Origin of the sequence: Pseudomonas sp. B21-047, assembly GCF_024748775.1 — a bacterium.
GTDB classification, from domain to species: domain Bacteria; phylum Pseudomonadota; class Gammaproteobacteria; order Pseudomonadales; family Pseudomonadaceae; genus Aquipseudomonas; species Aquipseudomonas capeferrum.
The window spans coordinates 3,163,833-3,184,574 of the sequence record NZ_CP087169.1 but is presented as its reverse complement, the minus strand read 5'-3'; the positions used below and the strand labels follow the sequence as shown (position 1 = coordinate 3,184,574).

At 63.1% G+C, this 20,742-nt stretch carries 23 protein-coding genes; 7 read left to right on the top strand and 16 right to left on the bottom strand.

Translation table 11 applies throughout. From position 1 onward, the window contains the following. From ureE to ureG, 4 genes are read left to right on the top strand one after another with little or no spacing between them, the layout of a single operon-like run. Positions 1-498, top strand: coding sequence for an urease accessory protein UreE (ureE, locus tag LOY26_RS14400; RefSeq protein WP_033698363.1), 498 nt, complete (start codon positions 1-3; stop codon positions 496-498). An 18-nt stretch (positions 499-516) separates the two neighbouring features. Continuing rightward, on the top strand, positions 517-1,062 hold the full coding sequence (locus LOY26_RS14395) for a HupE/UreJ family protein (protein ID WP_033698361.1): 546 nt from the start codon (positions 517-519) through the stop codon (positions 1,060-1,062). After that, positions 1,062-1,736 (top strand): urease accessory protein UreF, encoded by a 675-nt coding sequence (locus LOY26_RS14390; RefSeq protein ID WP_186655807.1) that lies wholly within the window; start codon positions 1,062-1,064, stop codon positions 1,734-1,736. The genes LOY26_RS14395 and LOY26_RS14390 overlap by 1 nt, the downstream gene beginning before the upstream one ends. An 11-nt stretch (positions 1,737-1,747) precedes the next feature. Beyond that, positions 1,748-2,371, top strand: coding sequence for an urease accessory protein UreG (ureG, locus tag LOY26_RS14385; RefSeq protein ID WP_033698357.1), 624 nt, complete (start codon positions 1,748-1,750; stop codon positions 2,369-2,371). A gap of 32 nt (positions 2,372-2,403) precedes the next feature. On the opposite strand, the gene LOY26_RS14380 is transcribed toward ureG, so the two are convergent. The 11 genes from LOY26_RS14380 to mcpP form a co-directional block, all read right to left on the bottom strand. Next, entirely contained in the window at positions 2,404-3,132 is a 729-nt protein-coding gene (locus LOY26_RS14380; protein ID WP_095064404.1) for a thioredoxin family protein, read from the bottom strand. 96 nt (positions 3,133-3,228) lie between these two features. Next, entirely contained in the window at positions 3,229-5,430 is a 2,202-nt protein-coding gene (locus tag LOY26_RS14375; protein ID WP_186665085.1) for an LTA synthase family protein, read from the bottom strand. A gap of 137 nt (positions 5,431-5,567) precedes the next feature. Continuing rightward, positions 5,568-6,848 (bottom strand): hypothetical protein, encoded by a 1,281-nt coding sequence (locus LOY26_RS14370; protein ID WP_033698353.1) that lies wholly within the window; start codon positions 6,846-6,848, stop codon positions 5,568-5,570. A gap of 46 nt (positions 6,849-6,894) precedes the next feature. Next, positions 6,895-7,653 (bottom strand): hypothetical protein, encoded by a 759-nt coding sequence (locus tag LOY26_RS14365; RefSeq protein WP_258713678.1) that lies wholly within the window; start codon positions 7,651-7,653, stop codon positions 6,895-6,897. 45 nt (positions 7,654-7,698) lie between these two features. Next, a complete protein-coding gene (locus LOY26_RS14360) occupies positions 7,699-8,379 on the bottom strand; it encodes a C39 family peptidase (protein WP_033698351.1) in 681 nt (226 codons plus the stop codon). Between the two features lie 64 nt (positions 8,380-8,443). Beyond that, positions 8,444-9,943 (bottom strand): heme utilization protein, encoded by a 1,500-nt coding sequence (locus tag LOY26_RS14355; RefSeq protein ID WP_186665084.1) that lies wholly within the window; start codon positions 9,941-9,943, stop codon positions 8,444-8,446. 51 nt (positions 9,944-9,994) lie between these two features. Beyond that, the gene (locus LOY26_RS14350; protein WP_186655799.1) at positions 9,995-10,567 is read right to left on the bottom strand and encodes an adhesin; all 573 of its coding nucleotides are present in this window, start codon (positions 10,565-10,567) and stop codon (positions 9,995-9,997) included. A 1-nt stretch (position 10,568) separates the two neighbouring features. Then, the gene (locus LOY26_RS14345; RefSeq protein WP_258713677.1) at positions 10,569-11,006 is read right to left on the bottom strand and encodes a hypothetical protein; all 438 of its coding nucleotides are present in this window, start codon (positions 11,004-11,006) and stop codon (positions 10,569-10,571) included. Positions 11,007-11,304: 298 nt separating this feature from the next. After that, a complete protein-coding gene (locus tag LOY26_RS14340) occupies positions 11,305-11,856 on the bottom strand; it encodes an AAA family ATPase (protein ID WP_033698344.1) in 552 nt (183 codons plus the stop codon). After that, positions 11,853-12,419 carry a nicotinamide riboside transporter PnuC gene (gene pnuC / locus LOY26_RS14335; protein WP_033698341.1) on the bottom strand — a complete coding sequence of 189 codons (567 nt, stop codon included), beginning with the start codon at positions 12,417-12,419 and terminating at the stop codon, positions 11,853-11,855. Before pnuC ends, LOY26_RS14340 begins: the two co-directional genes overlap by 4 nt. Positions 12,420-12,527: 108 nt before the next feature. Then, positions 12,528-14,162: a methyl-accepting chemotaxis protein McpP gene (mcpP, locus tag LOY26_RS14330; protein WP_258713676.1), complete on the bottom strand. Its 1,635-nt coding sequence runs from the start codon at positions 14,160-14,162 to the stop codon at positions 12,528-12,530. A 298-nt stretch (positions 14,163-14,460) separates the two neighbouring features. On the opposite strand from mcpP, the gene LOY26_RS14325 reads away from it, so the two are divergent. Together LOY26_RS14325 and LOY26_RS14320 are read left to right on the top strand one after the other, a co-directional pair. Next, complete coding sequence (locus LOY26_RS14325) at positions 14,461-15,291, top strand: undecaprenyl-diphosphate phosphatase (RefSeq protein WP_258713675.1); 831 nt, start codon at positions 14,461-14,463, stop codon at positions 15,289-15,291. Between the two features lies 1 nt (position 15,292). Further along, a complete protein-coding gene (locus tag LOY26_RS14320; RefSeq protein ID WP_033698338.1) occupies positions 15,293-15,697 on the top strand; it encodes a DUF1294 domain-containing protein in 405 nt (134 codons plus the stop codon). Positions 15,698-15,705: 8 nt separating this feature from the next. On the opposite strand, the gene LOY26_RS14315 is transcribed toward LOY26_RS14320, so the two are convergent. Continuing rightward, positions 15,706-16,065 carry an MmcQ/YjbR family DNA-binding protein gene (locus LOY26_RS14315; RefSeq protein WP_033698336.1) on the bottom strand — a complete coding sequence of 120 codons (360 nt, stop codon included), beginning with the start codon at positions 16,063-16,065 and terminating at the stop codon, positions 15,706-15,708. After that, positions 16,058-16,960 carry a LysR substrate-binding domain-containing protein gene (locus LOY26_RS14310; protein WP_033698334.1) on the bottom strand — a complete coding sequence of 301 codons (903 nt, stop codon included), beginning with the start codon at positions 16,958-16,960 and terminating at the stop codon, positions 16,058-16,060. The genes LOY26_RS14315 and LOY26_RS14310 overlap by 8 nt, the downstream gene beginning before the upstream one ends. Before the next feature lie 131 nt (positions 16,961-17,091). Here LOY26_RS14310 and LOY26_RS14305 point away from each other — a divergent pair, with 131 nt between their 5' ends. Next, positions 17,092-17,703: an FMN-dependent NADH-azoreductase gene (locus tag LOY26_RS14305; protein ID WP_033698333.1), complete on the top strand. Its 612-nt coding sequence runs from the start codon at positions 17,092-17,094 to the stop codon at positions 17,701-17,703. A gap of 45 nt (positions 17,704-17,748) precedes the next feature. Here the strand turns inward: LOY26_RS14305 and LOY26_RS14300 are convergent, their stop codons facing one another. The 3 genes from LOY26_RS14300 to LOY26_RS14290 all read right to left on the bottom strand — a co-directional run bounded on the left by LOY26_RS14300 (position 17,749) and on the right by LOY26_RS14290 (position 20,734). Beyond that, on the bottom strand, positions 17,749-18,954 hold the full coding sequence (locus LOY26_RS14300) for an NAD(P)/FAD-dependent oxidoreductase (protein ID WP_186665082.1): 1,206 nt from the start codon (positions 18,952-18,954) through the stop codon (positions 17,749-17,751). Between the two features lie 83 nt (positions 18,955-19,037). Further along, positions 19,038-20,093 (bottom strand): GlxA family transcriptional regulator, encoded by a 1,056-nt coding sequence (locus LOY26_RS14295; RefSeq protein WP_186655783.1) that lies wholly within the window; start codon positions 20,091-20,093, stop codon positions 19,038-19,040. Between the two features lie 38 nt (positions 20,094-20,131). Continuing rightward, positions 20,132-20,734 (bottom strand): helix-turn-helix domain-containing protein, encoded by a 603-nt coding sequence (locus tag LOY26_RS14290; RefSeq protein WP_186665080.1) that lies wholly within the window; start codon positions 20,732-20,734, stop codon positions 20,132-20,134. Positions 20,735-20,742: the final 8 nt, after the last annotated feature.

Genomic DNA, 20,742 nt, shown 5'->3' with positions numbered 1-20,742 from the left:
ATGATAGTCCTTAATCGCCGGATCACCGCGCTTGGCGCGCTTCCCGAAACCGTTACCGGCACCGTCACCCTGGATGTGGACAGCCGCATCAAGAGCCGTTTGCGGGTGACCCTGGACGATGGCCGCGACGCCGGGTTGATGCTCGCGCGCGGTCACTTGCTGCGCGGCGGTGAACTGTTGGCCGATGCCGACGGCGGCCAGGTTATCCGGGTGCTGGCCGCGCCCGAGACGGTCTCGACGGTGCGTTGCGCCGACCCGCACTTGCTTGCGCGCGCGGCCTACCACCTGGGCAATCGCCATGTACCGCTGCAGATCGAGCCCGGCCTGTTGCGCTACCAGCACGACTATGTGCTCGACGACATGCTGCGTGGCCTGGGCCTGACGGTGGTCACCGAGCAGGCGCCGTTCGAGCCCGAGGCCGGCGCCTACCAGAGCGCACCGCATAGCCACAGCCATGGCCACGATCACCCGTTCGTGCGCCTGCCTGCCCATTCCTGAACTGCCCTGGAGCAACCGATGAAAAAGACTTTCGCCCTGTTTCTGCTGATGCTGGCGCTGCCGGCCTTCGCCCACCCGGGCCACGACAACAACCCCTTGCAGGATGGCCTGTTGCACCCGCTGACCGGCCTCGATCACCTGCTGATGCTGCTGGGCACCGGCGTGCTCGCCGCGCTGACCCGACGCAACCTGGCGTTGCCCTTGGCGACCCTGGCGGCGATGTTCGCGGGCGCGGTGTGCGGCCATCTGTTTGGCGATGTGCTGGGCATGGAGGCAATGATCAGCGTGTCGTTGCTGGTGGCTGCAGGCGCCCTGTTGCTGCCCAGCCGCCAGCTTTTGCTGGCGCTGGCCATGCCGGTGTTCGCCTTGTTCCACGGTTGGGCGCATGGCGTAGAGGCCACGCCCAGCGCGTTCTGGCAGTTCAGTGCGGGCTTTGTGGCGGTCAGTGGCCTGCTGCTGGCGGCCGGGTTCGCGGTCGGTTGCCTGTTGCGCCGCCACAGCGGCCTGCAAAAAGCCTTTGGTGGTGGCCTGCTGGCCGGCGCCGCACTGGTACTGGCCGGTTGATGGACAGCGACCTGGCGCTGCTGCGCCTGCTGCAACTGGCCAGCCCAGGTTTGCCGGTGGGTGGGTTCACCTACTCGCAAGGCCTTGAGTGGGCGGTCGAAGCGGGCTGGGTACGGGATATCGGCAGCTTCAGCGCCTGGCAACGCGAGCAACTGCACGACACCCTGGGCTGCATCGACTGGCCCGTGCTGGCGCGCCTGTATCAGGCCTGCCAGGGCGCAGATGCCGATGCGTTCAGCCACTGGAGCCGCTTTCTGCTGGCCAACCGCGAAACCGCCGAGCTGCGCCTGGAAGAACAGCAACGCGGTTCGGCGCTGGCGCGCCTGCTCGATGGCTGGCAACTGGGGCAGGCGCCGGCCTGGCGGGCCAGCCTTGAACTCACACAACTGGGCGGCATGGCCTGGCTTGGCGCGCACTGGTCGATCCCGCTGCGCCAGTTGGCGTTGGGCCTTGGTTTTGCCTGGCTGGAGGGCGCGGTCATGGCCGGGGTCAAGCTGGTGCCGTTCGGCCAGCAGGCGGCGCAAACCTTGCTCCGCGACCTTGGCCAAGCGCTGCCTGCTGTGCTCGACCATGCCCTGGCCCTGAGCGATGACCAGCTCGGTGGCGGCCTGCCATTGCTGGCAATCGCTTCATCGCGTCATGAAACCCAATACACCCGTTTGTTCCGCTCCTGAGGACTGCCTTCATGCAAAGCTATCAACAACCCCTGCGCGTCGGTGTCGGCGGCCCGGTCGGCTCTGGCAAGACCGCGCTGCTCGAAGCCCTGTGCAAGGCCATGCGCGATCATTACCAGATCGCCGTAGTGACCAACGATATCTACACCAAGGAAGACCAGCGCATCCTCACCGAAGCCGGCGCCCTTGAGCCCGAGCGCATTGTTGGCGTGGAAACCGGTGGTTGCCCGCACACGGCGATACGCGAAGATGCCTCGATGAACCTGGCGGCGGTGGAAGCCTTGGCACGCAAGTTCGGTAACCTTGAAGTGATCTTCGTGGAGAGCGGTGGCGACAACCTAAGTGCCACGTTCAGCCCGGAGCTGGCCGACCTGACCATCTACGTGATCGATGTTGCCGAGGGTGAAAAGATCCCGCGCAAGGGCGGGCCTGGCATTACCAAGTCCGACTTTCTGGTGATCAACAAGACCGACCTCGCGCCGTATGTCGGCGCTTCGCTGGAAGTGATGGAGCGCGATACCCAGCGCATGCGCCCGCAGCGGCCCTGGACCTTCAGCAACCTCAAGAAGGGTGAGGGCTTGCAGGCGGTGATCGATTTCATCATCGAGCGCGGCATGCTTGGCGTGCGGGGCTGAAAATACAGGGGGCCGCTTTGCGGCCCCAACACTCAATCGTGACAGCAATGCGCCGTGCCAGGCTGCCCTTCATAGCGATCATGGTGCCGTACCCAGTCCATGGTCCCGGCTTCATTGCGCCCCAATGGCGCGATGTCGAGAAAGTTGTAGGTATTGACCAGAATGTCCAACCCACGGGCATAGGTCGAGTAGGTGTGGTAAACGCTGCCGTCATCGTCCCGATAAAACGCGCTCAGCCCTGGCAGCTCGCTTTCACTGCCGGCGTAGGGCTCATAGTTGTATTGCCGAGGGCCTTCGCTGCCAACGCTGACCCCAAAGTCCTCGTTGAAGCCGCTGCCCGCCGACGAATACCAGGGAAACTGCCAGCCCATGCGTTGGCGGAAGGACTGGAATTCAGCGTAGGGTGCCCGCGACACGGCCACCAGTGACACGTCGTGATGCGCCAGGTGCAGGTTGGCGCCGTCAAAATGGTCGGCCAGGAACGAGCAGCCTGGGCAACCTTCATCCCAACCCTCGACAAACATGAAGTGATAGAGCAGCAATTGGCTGCGGCCAGCGAACAGCTGAGTCAGGCTCAGCTCGCCCTCGGGGCCTTGGAAGCGATAGGGTTGTTCGACCTTGACCCAAGGCAGGGCGCGACGGGCTGCGGCCAACGCGTCGCGTTGATGGGTGAAGGCTTTTTCGTGCAGCCACAGTTGCCGGCGTGCGGCCAGCCACTGGCTGCGGGATACCACCTCATGCCTGTTTTCATGCGTGCTCATGGCGCTGACTCCGCGAAAGGGTTTCAGCACTAGTCGAGCAGCGCTCGGCCGGATCGACAGGCAGCGATGGCCGAGCGATGAACGGTGGGCTTGCCGTCAGCCCGAATGCGCGATATGCCCTTCGGCCAGTTCGTCCTGCACGTTGTCTTCCCCGGGCAATGCGGTAATCACGCTGAAGTCACTGACCTCGACCGCACCGCCGCCGTAGCCCAGCAAATGGAAGGAAAACGCCTTGCGCTCGATCGGATTGTCGAAGCCGAACTCCATTTCCAGCGGCTGGTCCGCCGTCACCCGAATCTCTTCGGGCAGCCCCAATGGCACGTCCTGTTCCAGTTGCTTGGCCTTGAGCTTGATGTAGGCCGCACGTCGCGGGTCCAGTGAACGTACCTTGACCCGTACACGGGTATGCGAGCCCTCGGGCATCTCCAGGTACTGGGCACCGATCAGGTTGTCGGCCCAGTCATCGTGAATGCGCTTGCGCAGCTGGATCGGCGAAGGGCCGCCAAACTGGTAGCGCAGGTTGAGCGGCGTTTGCAGCAGCGACTGGTCGAGTACCCCGGCCAGGCTTACGATTTGCTGGCCGAGCATGTTGTCGCCAGGGCCGAGGTAGCGCGCCTGGTCGGCGATGAAGCCTTCACTGGCATAGCGCCGGCAACGCTGCTGGAAGTCGCACTCGGTGAACACCCCCTGGCCGTTGTGGTAGCGCAGCATGCCGTTGGTGTAGGAGATCATTTCGCGGCCCGAGTCGTAGTCGCGGTACAGCGAGCGCCCGCCCAGCGCGGCCGGGATCGGCAAGGCGAAGTAGTCGAGCAGGGAGGTGGTCAGGTCGATATGGCCATAGGTGCCACGCTTGATGTGCGGCAGTTGCGCCTGCTCCGGTGCCAGGGTGAGGTTGAAGCCCCAGGACGACGCCAGGCGCACACCGTCGATGCCGTGGGACTCGTCGGAGGTCACCACCACCAAGGTGTCCTTGAGCACACCCTGGCGTTCGAGGTTGTCGAGAAACGCGCCGATCGCGTCGTCCAGGTAGGCGACCGCAGCCTGCTTGGGCGTGTCGTAGCGCTCAAGGTAGTCGGCCGGTGCCGAATAGGGCTGGTGGGTGCCGACGGTGAGCAAGGTCAGCATCCAGGGTTTGTCCTGTTTTCGAAGCTGGCCGACGTAGTCCAGGGCGCCTTCGAAGAAGGCACGGTCGTCTTTGCCCCACGGGAAGTCCAGGTAGTTCTTGTTACGGAACCATTCCAGGCCATGCACCGAGTCAAAGCCGATGTGCGGCATGATGCGGTCCTTGGCCATGAAGCGCAGGCCGGCACCTTGCAGGTAGTGGGTGGTGAACCCGGCCTGGCGCAATTGCGCCGGCAGGCAGGCCTGGTTACGTTCGTTCTGGGTCAGCAGTTCGACACCCTTGGGCGTACCGTTGGCCAGTTTGTCGTAGTCACCGCAGAGCATCGCGTAGAGGCCACGGATGGTCTGGTGGGTATGCAACACGTAGTCCGGGGTGTTCATGCCACGCTCGGCCCAGCGGCTGAGCTTTGGCATCAGGTCTTCGTCGAAACGGCTGTGCAGGGCCTGGCGGTTGGGGCGAATGTAGGCCCCGGGGATGCCTTCGACGGTGATCACCAGCAGGTTGCGGGCGCTGCCCGGCGCCTTGAGCAGCTTCTGGCCATGCAGGTCGGACTGGGTCAGGCCGCTGCTGGCCAACGGCGTGGTCACCTGTTCGTGGCCCATCCAGCCCTGTACCTGGCGCTGCAGGTTACCGACGCCGGCAGACAGCAACTGATGGGAGAGGTTGTATTGCCGCCATTGGTCGGCGTCGGAGGGCAGCAGGTGTTGGCTGCCCCAGTGCGCACCAAACAGCAGCAGCGGGACTGACCAGGCCTTGCGCGGCAGGGCAGGGGCAGGTTGGCTGCGGCTGCCCCAGACACTGAGCAGCCAGGCCAGCAGGCCGACCGCCAACACGCCCGGCAACCAGCCGTGGGCGAGGCCGCCGCCGGTGGAATTCTCCATGAATTGTGGGTCGGCGAGGTAACCGAGGTCGGCGCTGGTGGGCAACCTGCCCACCGCGCTTACCAGCTCGGCCGAAGCCACCCAGAGTGCGGCCCAGGCCAGCAACACCGGTAAGGCCAGCCACCACGGCCGGCGGTGCAGCAGCAAGACCAGCAGGCTGCCGAGGGCGAGGTCGGACAGATAGCCGAGCGGGTTGGACCAACCCAGCATGGCGCGCGTACCCAGTGGGATCACCAGCACCAGGCCCGTCAAAGCGACAAGCCGGGTGCGTGGGTGGTCGAACAGGTTCTTCACAGAAAACTTCCCTTTAGCCATTAAATCGTCATACATCTGTGCTGAATGATAACAGGCTGGGCCAGGGAAGGCGGGCCACTACAAGGCTGGTAACCAAAAGCGGGCGCGCTTGCGCAGGCCCGGCTGGTGGGTTCAGGTCAGAAGTAGTAGGGGAATTTGAGGCTGAAGGAGAAGTCTGGGGCATCGTCGGTCAGGCCAATGGATAGGTTGGGGACGATGGTCAGGTTGTCACTGGCAGCAAAGGTCATGCCGATGTTGAAGTTGGCCGCGTTGTAGTCACTGTTGCTGATCGACTGCCAGTCGCCGCCATCTGGCTTGATCTTGCTCTTGCGGGCAAACTGGTCGGAGAAGGAGAACGACATGCTCATCTTCTCGTTCAAGGCAAAGGCGATACCGGCGCCGATCTGCCAGGAGTCACCGAGCTTCACGTCACCCGGCACCTTGCTGTTGACCTGGGGGCTGATGTCGCTGAACGAGTCCTCCATGTTGTAGGTGTAGGACAGGCTGCCGAAAAGTACGGCGGGGTCGAAGGTCTTGACCAGCGAGATGCCCGGCGTGATCGCCCAGACGCCGTTGCCTGTGGGCAGGCTTTCCGGTACCGACAAGTTGTCGTTGCCTGGCACCTCGCGCAGCTTGATGCCGTAGGGGTCCTTGCCGGTTGGCGCCTTGATCCGCAGTGTCGCCACCGCATCGGGCCAGTTTTCTGATTCGTCCATGAATTTGTAGGCAACGCCCACGTTGATATCGCCGATTTCCGGGTCACGGGTGACGGTTTCGTCGCTGGTAACCGGGGCCGCACCGCCTGCACCGCCTGATGAGTAGGTCGATTCGCGGTAGACCACCGGGACGTTGATGTCGAACTGCCAACGCTGCGCCAGGTTATAGCGGGCGGTCATGTCCAGGGTCCAGTTGTCGGCCTTGATACGGTCGAGGTTGATGTTGCCGAGGAAAATCGAATCCAGTGCCAGAAAGCCATTGAGCACCAGTGCGCGGGTATCGTAATGGGTGTAGGTAACGCCGGTTTCGAAGCTGAACTTGCCGCCACCAAAGAAGCCGCTGGCCTCGTCGTACAGGTTGGACACACTCTGTGCGGGCTCGGCGTCTTCCTTGAGTGATTGGCCGTAGGAGCTGCCGGTGGTGCCCGGCGCCCCTGCAGCGACGGTCTGGCCACCTTTGACCGTTTCGGCCGGGGAGCGGGTCAGGCGTTTGGGGGGCGGCGCCGCAGGCGCTTCCTCGACCTGACGAACACGCTGTTCAAGCACCATCAACGCTTGCTGCTGTGCTTCGTAGCGCTGTTTCAACGCCATCAGTTCTTGTTTCAGCGCTTCGACCTGTGGGTCTGCTGCTGCGTAAAGGGAGGTGGCCGGGGCCAAGGTAGCCAAACAGACAAAAGCTCTGAACGTTAACGATCGGTGCATGGGTTTGCCGTCCCTTCCGACTACTTTTGATGAGACTGAGCGTAGATCAGTATCCGAGAGTGCGAAGACCTTTGAGCTGGTCGAGGCTACCGTTCAGTGAAGCGGCGGTGGGTACGTTCTCGCGCATGACGACATTGAGCGACGTGAGGTTGCTGACCTGGTTGCCGTTGCCGAGCAACGTCGAGTTCTGCATCAGGCCACCTTGGGCCAGGCGCTGCACGCTAGTGCCCTGGTTGTTGGCGGCATTGATGTTGAGTTGCACACCCACGCCGGTCGAGGAAACGCTCAATGCCCCTGCGCCGTTTTCGCCGACCAAGGTCGAGCCGGCGGTCAGGGCCTGGCCCTGTGGCTTCGACACGGGCGCCTGGTTGGCCTTGGTGACGTTGATGTCGACGTTGTTGTAGGCGGTGTTGTTGTCGCCCGCTGCGCGCACGACCTGGGTCACGCCTTCGGTAGTGTTGAGCCCGCCACCGCCGGTGACCGTGCCGGTGCCAGCGGCGCTGCTGGCGCTTTGCGAGTGCGCCGCGCCGGTGCCTTTCTCGTCAATCATCGACACGTAGAACTGCGGCTTGATGGTGTTTTGCTGCACTTGCAGGGTGGACGATGCGCCGATCACGTCGCCCTTGGCATTTTGCCAAGTGCTGGTCATGACAATGCCAAAGCTGACGATCCGCCCCGGCATCACATAACGACCGCGCAGGTTGGCCAGTTCATGGTCCTTCAGCTCGATGGGTTTGAACGTCTCGGCATGGGTCGGCAGGCTGGCGGCCAGGCATGCCACGACTAGCCAGAGTGGAGTCTTCATTGATTGCTCCCGGAGCGTCATGCTCCCTTATCGTTAGAAGAGTCGTTAGAAGAAGTCGCTTTTGATGAAGCCGAAGTCCATCAGCTCTGCGTCCTGCACCGGGGCGAAATTGTTGACGCGGCCCTTGGCGGTCAGTGGCAGAGGCGGGTCGAGCAAGACATTGTTCTTGTCATAGCCCTGGCCGATCACGGCGAAGATGATGCCGTTCCAGCCTTTGACGAAGTCGTCGACCTTGAAGCGCTTGTGGCCCAGTACCGGGTCGCCGATGTACACCCAGCCCTTGTCGACCTTTTGCATGACCACGAAGTGCTTGTAGCCGCGGATGTCCATCAGGACCACGACCGGGATACGTATGCTGGTCAGGGTTTCGGGGGCCACCCGGTAACCGCGGGCGCGCATGCCCAGGCTTTCCACGTAGCGTTTCATGTCCAGCATCGAGAAGCCCTGGGTACGCACCAGGTCCTGGTCCGCGTGCGCCAGCATGCCTTCGATGATGTGTTGTTCGTCCACGTCCAGCCAGTAGGCCTGGCGCAGGATGGTCGCCAGCGCGGCGGCGCCACAGCTGAAGTCGGTTTTCTGTTGCACCAGGTCGGCGAACTTGCGCTCGCGAATGCTCTGGATCGGCTTGAACACCACCGCGCCGCCCGGCAGCACGGACAGTGGCATTTGTGCAGCTTCGCTCACGCTGGCCAGGCACAGCAGCAACGCCAGGGCAATAATGCGCATGATCGGATGCCTTCTTGTTCTGTTGAAGAAAGGCCCCCCGAGGGGGGCCTTGCGTGCACAGCCGTCAGAACGAGGTGTTGGAGATGGCCAGCGAGTTGCTTTGCTGGTTGCCCACACCTGCGGCTACGTTGACGCCGAGGTTGCCGCTGCCACCATTCACCGAACCGCTCAGGGTTGCAGTGTTGGTCACAGGGTTAGCCCAGCCAGTTGGGGTCAGCACCTGGAACGAGACGGTATTGCTCAGGTCGTACGAGCTGCTTTCGCTGTAGGCCTTGGCAATGTCGTTCGAGGATTGCTTGGCTTTTTCGCCGGATTTTTCGTACGCAGACTCCGAAGCGTTTGCGTAGGAAGAATCGTGGGCTTTCTCATACGAACGGTCGCGCGACTTCTCGTACGAAGAGTCGCGAGACTTGTCGTACGAAGAGCTGCGGGTTTTGTCGTAGGAAGAGTCGAACGCTTTCTCGAACGAGGAGTCGTAGGCGCTTTCATGCGATTTGTCGATCGAGGCATCGAGCGATGCATTGAGCGAACCATCGAAGCTGTCGGTACGCGTACGTTCACGACGGCCATCGTCGGTGGTCACGGTCCGAGTGGCATCGGCGGCGGCAGCAAGCGTAGCGTTCAGGCTGGCACTGCTGGACGAGCTAGCACTGCCGCTGTTGGACCCGCTCGCATTCCAGCCATTGGAGCCGCTGGCACTCGAGTTGTGGGACCCGCTTGCACTGGAGCTATTGGAGCCGCTGGCGTTCGAGCTGCTCGAGCCACTGGAGTTCCAGCCACTGGAGCCGCTGGAGCTTGCGCTTTGCGAACCTGCCACACTGAAGCTTGAGGACGAGCTTCGGTCATCGCTCGAAGTGAACGTGCCATCGCGTGAGCTCGAACCGCTGGCTGATGTGGTGAAGGTCAGCGTATCGACACGGTAGGTGCGGTCGGCGCTGTTGTTCACGATCAGGCCTGGGCCGTTCTGGTCGGCAGAAGCGGTGGCGGTGGCATTACCCAATGGCGCATTGGTGTTGGCGATCGCCATGGTGTTTTTCTGTTGGTTGAGGTCGCCGCCCGCAATGTTGACGCCGACGTTGCCGGAAGCGCCATCACCCGATCCGCTCATCACTGCGGAGGATTGGGTAGACCAGTTGTCGACCCGGTTGTTGTCGCTGTGCTGACGGACGTCGGCAGTGGCTTCGGCGGTGCCGAACACGAAGCTGTTATCCAGGCTCGAGTCGGACGCTGCGTTGGCGATGGCGGCGGCGTTGTCTTGCTGGTTGCCGTTACCGGCTGCCACGTTGACCCCGACGTTGCCACTGGCGCCGGTGGCCGAGCTGCTCATTTCAGCTTCGTTGACGGTACCTTGGTTGGTGATCCTGTTGTCGGTGCTGCTTTGGCTGTCGAAGGCATTGGCGGTGGCGTACACAGGGATCCTCGTAGGAGGGGGAGTGTGTTGCCCGTTGTTATGGTGACCATTGTGGTGCCCGCCACGCCGGTCGTTCTGATCAGCTTGTACAGCAACAGCCATGACCGCAGCAATTGCGAAAACCAGAGGCTTGATTGCCATCGAGGGTTTCATGGTGATTCTCCGTACTTTATTTAGGTTAAGTGTTGTTCTTAACTGATTGGGTCAGTCCGCGACCCGTATGCTCAGGGTGTTGGCCATTCGGTTTCCCACCCCGGCACTCTGATTCACCTGAATCACCCCACGGCTACCGGTGAATGCCTGGTCACTGGTGGTGACCTGGCGATGGCCGGATGCGGCGTCAGTTGGATCGGAGTTGTTGAGCAGCGCCACGTTCTGTTGCATGAGGACGCTGTCGTCGATGCTTTGCGGTTGAGTACTGAGGCTGATGCGCAGTGCGTTGGCTTGCTGGGTGCCGGCCCCGGCGCTCTGGTTGACCCCCAGCGCGCCACTGCCTTGGCTGAAAGCATCGCCCTGGATGCTTGAGCTGGCATCCATGGCGCGGTCGACAGGGGTGCCGAGCCGTTGCCTTATCTGGGTGGTGGCGCTGGCCTCGTGCCCCACGGCGATGGCGCGGGCGTTGGCCTGCTGCTGCAGGTCGCCGGCAGCTTGATTGACCGTGAGGTTGCCCTGGTATTGGCTGCCCGAGCTGTCGATGCTGGCGTTGTTGATCACGGGGGACTGAGCGAAGGCTGGCGCACTGCAGAGCGTGGCCAGAAGCAGCAGCGTAGGCCTCATCTCATTTGCCTCCGGTCAAGATTTGCAGCGGGGCCAGGCCGCGTTGGACGCTTGAATTGACCATGTTCGAGATGCCGTTGCCGGAACCTGAGCCACGCCCCCCAGCGAGGTTGGGCAGTTGAGTCTGGTTGGTAAGATTGCTGCCCAGGTTGTTGGTCTGTTGATTGACCAGGGCACTGATGCCAGCACCGCTGCTGATGCTGGCGAAGTCACCGTCGCTCAGTTCGTGGGTCTGTCTGAGGATCTGCGCGGAGGGGTTGGCATTGACGGTGGTCGGGGTGGGGTCGGGAATCATCGGCGGGATGACTGCGTTGCGCGTCTGCACATCGCGGGTAATGATGATGATCCCGTTTTCAGCCTGGGCAGGCTGGGTCAACCCTGACCCCACAACGCATGCGATTAGCAGGAGGCGATGGACGCCTTTATCAAGTATCCCCACGACGGCAATTCCTTCTTTGGCGTGCTGGTCCGATTCAGCGATGCGAAGAAGAGAGCAGAAGCTGTGCCGTGTTTTGAATTTGATTTTGAATCAATGAGTTAGCTCAACACGCTGGGAGTGTTTCGCATTTTCTGTATCAGGGCTGATACAGATTATTCAGGCCGAAGGGGCTGGAGCCAGCATGGGCATGGCTTGGAGGGATTTTTGCAAGGGTGTTTCACGGACTTGACACTGCCCCCGAAACGGGGGAAACCCCCGCATTTGCGGGGACTATCACCCACCTGGGTGTGTCAGGGGCTTAACACTCGGTCGGGCAGGCTGGCGTATCGCTATCAAGCAGCGTAGCCACCGTTTGCAGCGCCTGCAACTGGCGTTGCGGCCAATTGCCATCAATCACCTGAAAAGTGTGCCGGTGGCGCTGCAGCCAGTGCAGGCTGTCGTCGAAAAAGCGCTGGCGATCGGCCAGGTCAGGGTGACAACGCTGGCCATCGGCAACCCAGTCCACCCCTTGCGGGCTCAGTAACAGGTGCAGATCGTAATGCCTAGCAAGCAAGGCCTGTTCCAGCCAGGCCGGGCAGTCGTCGAACAGGGCGCGGCTCCAGAGCATGTTGCTGAGCAGGTGGGTGTCGAGGATCAACAGCTCTGGGGCTTGCGCGCGGGCGCGGTCTTCCCATTCAAGCTGGCCGCGGGCGATAGCGGGGATGTCGGCGTAACAGGTATCACGGCCTTCCTGATCGATGAAATGGCGCACGTATTCGGCCACCACCCGCCCACCGAAATGCGCCTGGAGCACACCACTGAGCCAGCTCTTGCCACTGGATTCCGGCCCGCACAGCACCAGCACCTTCATGCTTGCACCAGTGCCGGGTCACGCCGCCATTCCAGCCAGCCTCGCACGGCGATCAGGGTAAGCACCGCGAAGAAGCCAGCGGTAAAGTACAGCTGCTGATGCAGGTACTGGCCGACATAGACGATGTCCACCACTACCCACAAAGCCCAGCACTGCAGGCGCTTCTGGGCCATCCATAGCTGCGCGACCAGGCTGAAACCGGTCAGCGTGGCGTCCAGCCAGGGCAGGGCGGCGTCGGTCCAGTTGGCCATGGCAGCACCCAGGGCGGCGCTGAGCAGCGCGCCGACCGCCAGGCCCGTGAAGAGCGCCTGGGTTTGCAGGCGCGAGACCTGGCGGGCGTCCTGCGAGCGGCCCGGGCGCTTCCACTGCCACCAGCCGTACAGCTGCAATATGGCGTAGGCCACCTGCAGCAACATCCCCGAATACAGTTTTACCTCGAAGAACAGCCAGCCATAGATCAGTACCATGACCAGGCCGATTGGCCAGCACCAGGCGTTCTGCTTGACGGTGAGCCAGACGGCGGTAACGCCGAGTACGGCGGCGATGAGTTCAAGGCCGGACATCGGCGATCCTTGGCGAGGCGAGAAGAGGGGCGCGATTGTAGCTTGTCGATTGTCCCAGGAGTAGGTGCAGCGCACTTACAACGCGGCACCCTCAAGGGCAAGGCCTCTCTATACGCGGAACTGCCGCAACAGTTGCTCCAACTCCTCGCTCAACCGCCCCAGCGCCGCCCCGGCATCACTCGACTGGCGCGCCGCTTCGGCGGTCTGCTGGGACAAGCCCGCAGTGTCCAGCACATTGCGGTTGATCTCTTCGACCACATGCGACTGTTGCAAGGTTGCACTGGCAATGGACGCATTGAGCGCAGTCAGGTTATGCAGCGCCTGGCTGATGGCATCCAGGCTGGCACCGGCCTCACGGGCCTGCTCGACAGTCTGGCGCGAGGCCTCGCTGCTGGTGTCGATCGCCCTGACCGCAGCGTCCGACTGGCATTGCAGGTGCTCGATCATGGTGTGGATTTCAGCCGTGGACTGGGCCGTGCGCTGGGCCAGCAGGCGCACCTCGTCGGCGACCACGGCAAAACCTCGGCCTTGCTCGCCGGCGCGGGCTGCTTCGATGGCCGCGTTCAGGGCCAGCAGATTGGTTTGTTCGGCAATCGAGCGGATCACGTCGAGCACGCCACCAATGCGCGTGCTGTGCCCGGCCAGGTCACGAATCACCTGGACTGCCTGATCGATGGTCAGCGACAGGCGATCGATCTGTTCGAGGCTGCCGTGAATGGCCTGCTGGCCATGCTCCACCTGTTGCTGCGCCGCGCGCATTTCGCCCGCAGCCTGCTCGGCGGTCTTGGCCACGTCTTGCACGGCATAGGTCACTTCGTTGACGGCCGTGGCAACCTGGTCCATCTGTTGTGACTGCTGGGCACTGTGCTGCTGCGCGGCACCGGCGTTGTCACCGACGTGGCCGGCGGACCGGGCCAGGTCGTGGGCGGCGCCCTGCAATTGACCGACCACGCCCTGCAGCTTGCCGTTGAAGCGGTTGAAGTGCTCGCCCAGGTGGGTGATTTCATCGCGACCGTGGGTGTCCAGGCGCCGGGTCAGGTCGCTTTCGCCGCTGGCGATGTTGCCCATGGCCTGCACGGCCTCTTGCAAGGGGCGGGCGATACTGCGGGCAATCAGCATGACCAGCAGTGCCATCAGCAGGGCGATGCCCAGGCCCGCCAGTGAGGCATCGCGCAATTGCCGGGCAAATTCGGCCTGCACGTCATCGATGTACACGCCCGAGCCGATGACCCAGCCCCACGGCTTGAACAACTGGATATAAGAGGTTTTCGCTACCGGCTCGCTGGCGCCGGGTTTGGGCCAGCGATAATTGACCGGGCCGGCGCCCTGGCTGCGGGCCAGGCTGACCATTTCGTTGAACACGGCAAAGCCGTCGGGGTCGCGAATGGCAGACAGGTCCTGGCCGTCGAGCTTGGGGTTGGCCGGATGCATGATCATCTTCGGCCCCAGGTCGTTGATCCAGAAATAGTCGTCGTGGTCGTAACGCAGCGCGCGCACCACCTGCAACGCCTGTTGCTGGGCAGCATCGCGGCTCAAGCTGCCGGCCGCTTCCAGGCCCTGGTAGTAGGCCAGTACACCGGCTGCAGTCTGCACCACATGGCGGGTCTTTTCCGCCTTGGCCTGGTACAGGTCGCCGTGGATCTGGCGCAGCATCAGCAGGCCCAGTACCACCAGCATGGCAACCGCCACCAGCAGGATCAGCCATAGACGACGGCTGATCGACATCGATCTCAGGGTTTTCATCCAGGCACTCCCGCCTTGTTCTTGTTCTTCAGGTGCATCCAAGCATGCTTTGCGGCAGGCCCCCACCCGACTAATGGCTAAGTGCTAGTCTAGGCGTACTCTGCAGCAGGCGGCGCAAGCCATTGCAAAGCCGCTCTGATAGGATTTCGGCCGCGCAAGATGAAACCTTTAGGCAGCGTGAACTTTTCCACTGGCATTGCGCCCAACTGTCGCTGTAAAACAGCCGGGCCGCGTGCGGCAACTTCAAGCAAATCAAGAACAAGGGGCCTGCAAGCAGCAGCGCTCCATCGGGGGAATGATGGATTTTTGGACTGCCTTACAGGCAATCATCTTAGGCGTGGTCGAAGGGTTGACGGAGTTCTTGCCGATCTCCAGTACCGGGCACCAGATCATTGTCGCCGACCTGATCGGCTTTGATGGCGAACGGGCCATCGCCTTCAACATCATCATCCAGCTTGCCGCGATCCTGGCCGTGGTGTGGGAGTTTCGCCGCAAGATTCTGGACGTGGTGTTCGGCCTCACCAGCCAGCCCACGGCCCGGCGCTTCACCGGCAACCTGCTGCTGGCGTTCATGCCGGCGGTGGTATTGGGCGTGCTGTTCGCCGACCTGATCCACGAATACCTGTTCAACCCGATCACGGTGGCAGCGGCCTTGGTAGTGGGCGGTGTGATCATGCTCTGGGCCGAGCGCCGCGCCCACCGCGTGGAGGTTGACCACGTTGACGAAATGCGCTGGAGCCATGCCTTGAAGATTGGCTTTGTCCAATGCCTGGCCATGATCCCTGGCACCTCGCGCTCCGGTTCGACCATCATCGGTGGTTTGCTGTTCGGGCTGTCGCGCAAGGCGGCTACCGAGTTCTCATTCTTTCTGGCGATGCCGACCATGGTCGGCGCGGCGGTGTATTCGGGCTACAAGTACCGCGACCTGTTCCAGCCAAGTGATTTGCCGGTGTTCGCCATCGGTTTCGTGACCTCGTTCATCTTCGCCATGATCGCCGTGCGTGCGCTGCTCAAGTTCATCGCCAACCACAGCTATGCGGCGTTCGCCTGGTACCGCATTGCCTTTGGCCTGCTGATTCTGGCGACCTGGCAGTTTGGCTGGGTCGACTGGTCGACGGCGCACAGCTGACATGGCCAGGGCGCAAAACGAGGAGGGCGTACGCAACGTGCGCCTGAAGTTGCTGGTGTTGGGCGTGCTGTGCCTGCTACCGGGCCTGGGTGCGGCGCAGATGGCCTGGAACGATCAGTCCTGGCTGCCCTTGGCGCTGTACCCGGCGGTGAGCCTGATCAGCCTGCTGCTGTACTGGCAGGACAAGCAGCAGGCCCGCACCCAAACGTGGCGCACGCCAGAGAACGTGCTGCATGCCAGCGAACTGTGCGGTGGCTGGCCCGGCGCACTGGTTGCCCAGCAGCTGTTTCGGCACAAGACGCGCAAAGTGTCGTATCAGCTGATGTTCTGGGGGATTGTGCTGCTGCATCAGGTGTTCTGGCTCGATTACCTGTTCCTCGGGCGCCACCTGTCATCTTGGCTCTGACGCCTCGATCAGAGCAGCAGCCCCACCTGCAGGCGCTTCGCCAGCCGCCGCACCACCAACTGGTGCGAGCGCTGCAGCAGGTCGCACAGTTCGTCGCGCCCCATGGGGTAAGGGGGCGCCATGCTGATCCATCGCGCCCGCGCCAGATACGGCGCGGGTCGCACGCCAGGGCGGTCGCAATAGCCTAGAAACAGCTCATCGGCGACCTTGAACGACAACCCTGCACCCGCCAGGTCGAGCACGGCGAACATCTTGTTGCCTGCCACCGAAAACACCCGGATACCGCCCCATTTATAGTCTTCTCGAGCACCCGGCAGGCTCAGGCAGAAGGCTGCCACCTGCGCTTCAGTCATTTTTCGCTCAGACATAACGCTCTCCACAGGCCTCGAACGACGCCGCCAGATGATCGATCCACACGCGCACTGCGGGCAATACACCGCGCCGGTGTGGGTACACCGCCTGCAGATAGCCACCCGGCAGTTGCCAGTCCGGCAGCAAGCGCACCAACTCGCCACGTTCCAGTTCCTCTTCGCAGAACATGCTGGGCAGCGCAGTGAAGCCCAGCCCGGCGCGTACCGCGGCGTTGCGCACCACGAAATCGTCGATGGCCAGGCGCGGTTCCAGGGCGATTTCCTGTTGGCGGCCATTGGGCCCGAACAGGCGGAAGTGCACCAGCCGGTCGGCCTCGGCAGCACCCAGCACTGGCAACGAGGCCAGCTCGCCAGGCTCGCGAATGTGATCGGCAAAGCCCGGCGCGGCGACCAGTTGCATCTGGGCCTGGCGTAGCCGGCGCGTGACCAGGGCCGGGTCCTCATCGCCCAGGTCGCGCACACGCAGGGCGACGTCGATACCCTCGGAAATCAGATCGACTCGGCGGTTGAGCAGCACCATGTCCAACTGCACCAGCGGGTACTGTTCGAGAAAGCGGCTGATCACGTCTGGCAAAAAGGCGTGGGCCAGTGCCACCGGGCAGGAGACTCGCAAGCGCCCGCGCGGCTCGCTGCTCATGCTGGCCACGGCCTCGTCGGCAGCTTCGGCTTCCAACAGCATGGCCTGGCAATGGTGCAGGTAGCGCTCGCCGACGGCGGTCAGTTTCAGTTGCCGCGTGGTGCGCTGCAGCAGGCGTGTGCCCAGGCGTTCTTCAAGTTCGGCGATACGCCGCGACAGGCGCGACTTGGGGATGCCTAGCTGGCGCCCGGCCGCAGCAAAGCCACCGGCCTCGACGACGCGGGCGAAATAGAAGAGGTCATTGAGGTCTTGCATGGGAGTTTCTCACTGTTCCATCAGTGGGACAAACTAACGCATTTTTGCCTGCTTATCAGCTATTAGTCATCCCGGTAGGATTCTCCCCATCATGATCGCCCACGCCGCGGTCTTCATTACAGGAGAGTCCCATGAAACTGTTGCACATCGATTCGAGCATCCTGGGCGACAATTCCGCCTCCCGCCAGCTGAGCCGCGAAGTGGTCGAAGCCTGGAAGGCCAGCAACCCGAGCCTGGAAGTGGTTTACCGTGACCTGGCTGCCGATGCCATCGCCCACTTCTCGGCCGCGACCCTGGTGGCCGCCGGCACGCCTGAAGATATGCGCGATGCGGCTCAGGCCTTCGAAGCCAAGCTGAGCGCCGAAACCCTGGAAGAATTCCTCGCCGCCGATGCCGTGGTGATCGGTGCGCCGATGTACAACTTCACCGTGCCGACCCAGCTCAAGGCCTGGATTGACCGGGTTGCCGTCGCCGGCAAGACCTTCCGTTACACCGAAGCTGGGCCTGAAGGCCTGTGCGGTGACAAGAAGGTGGTGCTGGTGTCCACCGCCGGTGGCCTGCACGCTGGCCAGCCGACCGGTGCCGGCCACGAGGACTTCCTCAAAGTGTTCCTGGGCTTCATCGGCGTCACCGACCTGGAGATCGTTCGCGCCCACGGCCTGGCCTACGGCCCAGAGCACCGCAGCCAGGCCATCGACGCTGCACAGGCGCAGATTGCCAACGAGCTGTTCGCCGCCGCTTGATTGCACCAGCCTCAAATCGCCGGCTTGCCGGCGATTTGAGGCGTATCAGGCTACCGGTATCGTCGGGTCAGCCGCCGCCAAGGCTGCCGCACGATCATTGGCAGCGGGCGGGTAGATCCAGACCGTGTTGATCTGCGACTTCAGCAGCTTGGCCTCGGCCTTGTCTTCCGGGGGCGATACCTGGCGCTCCCACCCTTCGGTGTACACCGCGCCCCAGGCGCCCAGGTCGAGGCAGGTGACGTACTTGGGTTGGCTGTAGGTCATCGGTGCCACGCCAATCAACTCGGCAACCGCATTGTTGCCGGCGTAGCGGCCCAGTGGGATGGCATGCTGGCACGACATCACCGCATGGTTGCCCACCTCGTCGCACGCTGCGTAGGCCACGTCGCCCGCCGCATAGACCGCGTCGTTGCCCTTGACCTTGAGGTTACCGTCCACGTGCAACCGGCCTTGGCGGTCTCGTTCGCCGCTGATCTGCTCGGTCAACGGGTTGGCCTTGAAGCCCACGGTCCAGATCACTGTGCTGGCATCGATGCGTTGCCCGTTGTCCAGCAGAACGCCGTCGGGGTCCACCGAGGCCACCGTGGCGCCACAGATCCATTCCACCCCCAATGCCTCGCAGGCCTGCTCGATCGCAGGGCGGATGCCGTCACCCAGGGCTGCGCCGACCCTGGCGCCACGGTCGATCACCACCACCCGCAGTGTTGCCTGTTCACCGAGAATGCTGCGCAAGCGCGCCGGCAGCTCGGTGGCAGTCTCGATACCGGTGAAGCCACCACCGGCGACCACCACGGTGTTGCGGGCAGGCGTGTCTGGCAGGTTGGCCAGGGACTTGAGGTGCGTCTCCAGCCGTGCGGCGCTGTCAATCTTGTCGACATCGAAAACATGCTCGATGCCGACCATGTCTGGCCGGTTGAGCACACTGCCGCAGGCCATGATCAGGCGGTCATAGCCCAGTTCGCACTCGGTACCGCTTTGCGTGCGATAGCGCACGCGCCGGGCTGCTTCGTCGATGTGAAAGGCGGTGCCTTGCACGAAACGCACGTTGACCGCTTCGAACAGCGCCTGCAGTGGAGCGGCCATGGTGTGCACGTCAGGTTCGTAGAAGCGCGGGCGCACATGCAGTTCGGCCTGCGGCGCCAGCAGCGTTACCTCGACATCCTTGCGCGCGTTAAGGTCCAGCTGGCGTACGGCGCTGAGGGCGCTCCACAGGCCAGCGAAGCCCGCGCCAATGATCAGGATATTTTTCATCGTTGTGCTCCTGGAATGTCCGGGTAAACAAAAGTAGCCCGTCTTTGTGGACAACGATGTTACGAGTGACGAAGCGCTACACCCTAGGCCAAAGAACCCTGAATTTCGGCCAACGATAGATTGCGCGCAAAGCGCGCGCGGTAGTCGCGCGGGGTGACCGCAAGGTGGCGCTGGAACGCCAGGCGCATGCGCTCTTCGCTGCCAAAGCCGCATTGCCGGGCAATCTGCTCGATGTGGCTGTCGGCGCTTTCCAGCAGGCGGCGGGCGGCTTCCAGGCGGAACACTTCAATGGCCTTGGCCGGGGTGCGGCCGGTCTTGAGCTTGTACACCCGGGTGAAGTTGCGCACGCTCATGTGCGCCTGCTCGGCCAGGTGCTCGACGGTCAGGCGTGGGTCGCCGAGGTGCGCGTTCAGCCACAGGTGCAGTGCTTCGAATTCGCTGCAATCGCGCCCCTGCAGCTTGAGCAGTTCACTGAACTGCGCCTGGCCGCCGGGCCGCTTGAGAAATACCACCAGCTCGCGGGCCACTTGCATCGCGACTTCGCGGCCGCAGTCCTGCTCGACCAGAGCCAGGGCCAGGTCGATGCCGGCGCTGACGCCGGCAGATGTCCACAGCGTGCCTTGCTGAACGAAGATCGATTCATGGTCCACCTGCACCGCAGGGAAATCGCGGCGCAGCACCTCGCACATCGCCCAGTGGGTGGCGGCGCGGCGCCCGTCGAGCAAGCCTGCGCTGGCCAGCAGAAAGGTACCGCTGCACACCGAGGCCGTGCGCCTGGCCTTTACCGCGGCGCGGCGCAACCAGGCGACCAATGCGGCGTGGTCGGGGAGGGTGCGGATGATATCCGGTGCGCCCGGTACTACCAGGGTGTCGACGGCCTGCGCCATCACGTCGTCCAGTGTTTCAGTCGCCACCACCAGGCCTTCGGCGGTTGGCTGCAGGCCGCCGTCGAGGCTGGCGGTGTGCAGTCGATAGCCCGGCCGGCCCTGTGCAGCCATGGCTTTGGTGGCAGCCCAGAACACCGTCTGCGCACCCGTGAGGTCGAGCAGCCCCATTTGCGGGTAGGCGACGAAGACCACGGCGCGCGGGTGGTCGACCGGTTGCAACGCAGGCTCGAGCTGCTGGGCGTGTTCAGTCATAGGCAGATGACCTGATCGAAAGGGGCCGCGTGGCGGCTTCAGAACGTCGGCGGGGTGATGACCCAGATCACCACGGCATCCACGTCACCGGGGTTGCCATAACGATGGGGTTCCTGGCTGGAGAAGCTGAAACTGTCGCCTTCGCCAAGCTGAAAGTACCGCTCGCCTACCCACAATTCAAAACTGCCGCTGAGCAAATAGCCAGCCTCTTCGCCATCATGGCTGTAACTCTGCTGGCTATAGGTGCCCGGCGGAAAGCGCGAGTGAAGGATTTCCAGCTGGCGGTTGGGTTGTGGCGTGAGCAGTTGGTCGACGATGCCGTCTTCGTAGTGCACGCTGAGGCGGCTGTTACGGCGTACCACGTAGCCCTGGTCTTCTGGGGCGGTAACGGCCTCGCTGGCAAAGAACCACTGGATGGTCACCCCCAGGCTGCGGGCGATATTGAACAGCGCCGGGATCGACGGGTAAGAGAGGTTGCGCTCCAGCTGGCTGATGTAACCGGCCGTCAGTTCGCTTTGTGCGGCCAGCTCCGCCAGGGTCATGCCGCGGCGTTTGCGCAGGCCGCGGATGCGGGTGCCCAGGAACTGCGGGGCGGCGCCGCCGTCTTCGGTGGCGCAGGGGGGCTGCGAGGGTTGGCTCATGCGCATCG

What these genes read in the sequence shown, in the direction of transcription:
- pnuC (WP_033698341.1), bottom strand. Translation starts at nt 12,419, where the DNA reads ATGTCCGGCCTTGAACTCATCGCCGCCGTACTCGGCGTTACCGCCGTC.
- LOY26_RS14305 (WP_033698333.1), top strand. Translation starts at nt 17,092, where the DNA reads ATGAAACTGTTGCACATCGATTCGAGCATCCTGGGCGACAATTCCGCC.
- LOY26_RS14340 (WP_033698344.1), bottom strand. Translation starts at nt 11,856, where the DNA reads ATGAAGGTGCTGGTGCTGTGCGGGCCGGAATCCAGTGGCAAGAGCTGG.
- mcpP (WP_258713676.1), bottom strand. Translation starts at nt 14,162, where the DNA reads ATGAAAACCCTGAGATCGATGTCGATCAGCCGTCGTCTATGGCTGATC.
- LOY26_RS14315 (WP_033698336.1), bottom strand. Translation starts at nt 16,065, where the DNA reads ATGTCTGAGCGAAAAATGACTGAAGCGCAGGTGGCAGCCTTCTGCCTG.
- LOY26_RS14380 (WP_095064404.1), bottom strand. Translation starts at nt 3,132, where the DNA reads ATGAGCACGCATGAAAACAGGCATGAGGTGGTATCCCGCAGCCAGTGG.
- ureE (WP_033698363.1), top strand. Translation starts at nt 1, where the DNA reads ATGATAGTCCTTAATCGCCGGATCACCGCGCTTGGCGCGCTTCCCGAA.
- LOY26_RS14320 (WP_033698338.1), top strand. Translation starts at nt 15,293, where the DNA reads ATGGCCAGGGCGCAAAACGAGGAGGGCGTACGCAACGTGCGCCTGAAG.
- LOY26_RS14350 (WP_186655799.1), bottom strand. Translation starts at nt 10,567, where the DNA reads ATGAGGCCTACGCTGCTGCTTCTGGCCACGCTCTGCAGTGCGCCAGCC.
- LOY26_RS14310 (WP_033698334.1), bottom strand. Translation starts at nt 16,960, where the DNA reads ATGCAAGACCTCAATGACCTCTTCTATTTCGCCCGCGTCGTCGAGGCC.
- LOY26_RS14355 (WP_186665084.1), bottom strand. Translation starts at nt 9,943, where the DNA reads ATGAAACCCTCGATGGCAATCAAGCCTCTGGTTTTCGCAATTGCTGCG.
- LOY26_RS14290 (WP_186665080.1), bottom strand. Translation starts at nt 20,734, where the DNA reads ATGAGCCAACCCTCGCAGCCCCCCTGCGCCACCGAAGACGGCGGCGCC.
- LOY26_RS14370 (WP_033698353.1), bottom strand. Translation starts at nt 6,848, where the DNA reads ATGCACCGATCGTTAACGTTCAGAGCTTTTGTCTGTTTGGCTACCTTG.
- ureG (WP_033698357.1), top strand. Translation starts at nt 1,748, where the DNA reads ATGCAAAGCTATCAACAACCCCTGCGCGTCGGTGTCGGCGGCCCGGTC.
- LOY26_RS14395 (WP_033698361.1), top strand. Translation starts at nt 517, where the DNA reads ATGAAAAAGACTTTCGCCCTGTTTCTGCTGATGCTGGCGCTGCCGGCC.
- LOY26_RS14295 (WP_186655783.1), bottom strand. Translation starts at nt 20,093, where the DNA reads ATGACTGAACACGCCCAGCAGCTCGAGCCTGCGTTGCAACCGGTCGAC.
- LOY26_RS14360 (WP_033698351.1), bottom strand. Translation starts at nt 8,379, where the DNA reads ATGCGCATTATTGCCCTGGCGTTGCTGCTGTGCCTGGCCAGCGTGAGC.
- LOY26_RS14390 (WP_186655807.1), top strand. Translation starts at nt 1,062, where the DNA reads ATGGACAGCGACCTGGCGCTGCTGCGCCTGCTGCAACTGGCCAGCCCA.
- LOY26_RS14365 (WP_258713678.1), bottom strand. Translation starts at nt 7,653, where the DNA reads ATGAAGACTCCACTCTGGCTAGTCGTGGCATGCCTGGCCGCCAGCCTG.
- LOY26_RS14325 (WP_258713675.1), top strand. Translation starts at nt 14,461, where the DNA reads ATGGATTTTTGGACTGCCTTACAGGCAATCATCTTAGGCGTGGTCGAA.
- LOY26_RS14300 (WP_186665082.1), bottom strand. Translation starts at nt 18,954, where the DNA reads ATGAAAAATATCCTGATCATTGGCGCGGGCTTCGCTGGCCTGTGGAGC.